General features: G+C 66.3%; 2 protein-coding genes and 3 pseudogenes. All 5 read left to right on the forward strand.

The window, feature by feature from the left end:
• Positions 1-1,369: glutamine--fructose-6-phosphate transaminase (isomerizing) (gene glmS / locus FQ389_RS17440; RefSeq protein WP_260860873.1), on the forward strand; the 1,369-nt coding region annotated here is incomplete at its 5' end.
• Positions 1,370-1,395: 26 nt separating this feature from the next.
• Entirely contained in the window at positions 1,396-1,746 is a 351-nt protein-coding gene (locus tag FQ389_RS17445; RefSeq protein ID WP_144209895.1) for a DUF4436 family protein, read from the forward strand.
• Between the two features lie 143 nt (positions 1,747-1,889).
• A pseudogene (locus tag FQ389_RS17455) lies at positions 1,890-2,063 on the forward strand (DUF4436 family protein); the annotation flags it as partial.
• A gap of 33 nt (positions 2,064-2,096) precedes the next feature.
• Positions 2,097-2,811 (forward strand): annotated as a pseudogene (locus tag FQ389_RS17460) (rhomboid-like protein).
• Positions 2,812-2,865: 54 nt separating this feature from the next.
• Positions 2,866-3,071: pseudogene (locus tag FQ389_RS17465) on the forward strand (S9 family peptidase); the annotation flags it as partial.

Raw genomic sequence — 3,071 nt, forward strand, 5'->3', positions numbered from 1 at the left:
GGGGCCCGCCGCGCACGGGCGGCCGCGCGCCGCCGGGCCCGCCCGGCGCCCCGCCGGGCGGGGGGCGGGGGGCGGGGCGGGCGGCATGTGGGCCGGCCCGGGGGGCCCCGCCTGCACCCCTCCCCCCCGCCACGCCGTCGAACTGGGCCAGGACCAGTGCGTCGTGCTGACCGCGGACAGCTACCGGATCACCGATTTCGACGGCAACCCCGACGACGCGAATGCGCGCGAGTTTCACATCGACTGGGACCTGTCCGCCGCGGAAAAAGGCGGCTACGAGTACTTCATGCTCAAGGAGGTCGCCGAACAACCCACCGCGGTGGCCGACACGCTGTTGGGGCACTTCGTCAGCGGCCGCATCGTGCTCGACGAACAACGGCTCTCCGATCAGGAACTGCGCGAGATCGACAAGGTGTTCGTGGTCGCCTGCGGCACGGCCTATCACTCCGGTCTGCTGGCCAAGTACGCGATCGAGCACTGGACCCGGCTTCCGGTGGAGGTCGAGCTGGCCAGCGAATTCCGGTACCGCGACCCGGTTCTGGACCGCAGCACGCTGGTGGTGGCCATCTCGCAGTCCGGGGAGACCGCGGACACTCTGGAAGCGGTCCGGCACGCCAAGGCGCAAAAGGCCAAGGTGCTGGCGATCTGCAACACCAACGGCTCCCAGATCCCGCGCGAGTGCGACGCGGTGCTCTATACCCGCGCCGGACCCGAGATCGGGGTGGCCTCGACGAAGACATTTTTGGCCCAGATCACCGCCAACTACCTGGTCGGGCTGGCGCTGGCGCAGGCCCGCGGCACGAAGTATCCCGACGAGGTCGAACGCGAATACCACGAGTTGGAAGCGATGCCGGATCTGGTGTCGCGGGTGCTCGCGACGATCGAACCGGTGTCGGCGCTGGCCCACCGGTTCGCGCAATCCTCGACGGTGCTGTTCCTGGGGCGCCACGTCGGCTACCCGGTGGCTCTGGAGGGCGCGCTGAAACTCAAGGAGCTGGCCTACATGCACGCCGAGGGCTTCGCCGCCGGCGAGCTCAAGCACGGCCCGATCGCGCTGATCGAAGACGACCTGCCGGTCATCGTCGTGATGCCGTCACCCAAGGGATCGGCTACGCTGCACGCCAAGCTGATGTCCAACATTCGCGAGATTCAGACCCGCGGCGCGGTGACGATCGTCATTGCCGAAGAAGGCGACGACACCGTGCGGCCCTACGCCGATCACCTGATCGAAATCCCTTCGGTATCAACACTTCTTCAGCCCCTGCTGTCGACCATCCCGCTGCAGGTTTTCGCCGCAGCCGTGGCGCAGGCGCGCGGTTACGACGTCGACAAACCACGAAACCTGGCCAAGTCGGTCACTGTTGAGTAGACGGCGCACCAGGCTCGGCATCGCTGGTGTCGTGCTGCTCGTCGTCGCCTACCTCGCGTCGATCGGCGCTGTACATCAGCAGCGGCATGGGGCACCGCAATGTCGTCGTCCGCGGCTTCACCGCCCTCGACGTGCCCAAGGTGACCATCGACGTGCAGGAAATCCAGACCACCAACAGCCTGATCGTCGCCAACGTCAACGTCGCGCCCGGCCCCAACATGTTGGACCCGAAAACCCACAGCCTCAAGGAAGACCTCACCATCAGCGTCACCTCCGCGGTGACGGCCAGCAACGCACCTGCTGAAAGGCACTGTGCCCGATGTGTTCCGGGTGCCGCTGGCCGTGGTCGGCGAGGTCGCGGAATAGCCCTTCGATGAATATCATTCGGGGCCCATCACCGCCGAACTGTTGTCCGGGTCGGGGAGCGTCCGGCTGGCGGCCACGGTGACGTTGGTGGATCGGATTCTGTCGTGGGACATCCAGGTGAACCGCGTCGACGAAGCAAACCTGCTCAGCCCCTACCAAGTGGACGTGGTCCGCTGCGTCGAGCACGGTCGCATTCGGGGTGGTCGTCCTCGGCGTGCTGATCGCGCTGGCGGTCTTCGCCATGTTCGTGGCGGTGCAGACGGTGCGGGACCGACGGCCGTTCCAGCCGCCGATGACGACGTGGACGCGGCGATGCTGCTCGCGGTGATGCCGTCGCGCACCGCGCTGCCGGACGCACCTCGTGGCGAATGCATCGGTGGGGGCGCGACTACGGAGCCGGGCGCTCGCGGTTTGGCATTTCGTCAGCGGCGCTCTGCCCACCTACGGCTGGCTGGCCGTCCTGCTGATCACGACGATCATCCAAAACGAGCTCCCCGGACGCGAACTGCACTCGGTGTTGCTGCGCCGGTCCACCAACATTCACGAACTGGACACCGACCCGCTCACCGTGCTGTTCTCCAGCCTGCTGTGGATCGACGGCAAACACCTGGAGCCCTACCTGCTGTTGTTCACCCTGTTCCTCGCCCCGGTCGAGCACTGGCTCGGCCACCTGAAGTGGCTCACCATCGGATTGACCGGTCACATCCTGTCGATCCACATCAGCGAAAGCGTGCTGTACTTCGCGATCGAGGAACACGATGCGCCGGAACGCCTGGTGCATTACTGCGACATCGGGGTCAGCTACTTTTTGGTCACCATCATGGCCGTACTCAGCTACCGCATCGAGTGGCCGTGGCGCTGACTCTATCTCGGTGCTGCTGATCATCTTCGGCTTTCCGCTGCTGACCATGACCAGGCATGGACTGAACTTCACCGCGATAGGCCATTCCACGTCGGTCCTCATCGGGTTGTGCTTCTATCCGATGGCCCGGGCCAAACACAATGGGCAATGGAGCCCGTCGCGAGCGTGGGCGGCGTTCCGGCGTTTTTGCTATCCCGGCGAGTTACCAAGCTGACGGGCGCCCTCCCTGACTTGCCGGGCCGCGGGCTCGATATGGAGGGCTGACACGATGGGGCAGGTGCGTGAGATCTACGGCGCATCGTTGTCGCCGGACGCCACGGCGTTCGCCCACCTCGTCGACGGCGGCTATCCCCGCGCGGTACAACGCTTTCTGCGTGGCTGGCGGGCCAGCTCGTCGCGTGATGTGACGCTTCCGGTCGAGGGACCGGTCTCGCGGGTGATCCACTCCCCGGACGGTCAGTGGCTGGCCTGCCA

The sequence above is a fragment of the Mycobacterium tilburgii genome (genome assembly GCF_902168065.1).
In the GTDB taxonomy this organism is placed as follows: Bacteria; Actinomycetota; Actinomycetes; order Mycobacteriales; family Mycobacteriaceae; genus Mycobacterium; species Mycobacterium tilburgii.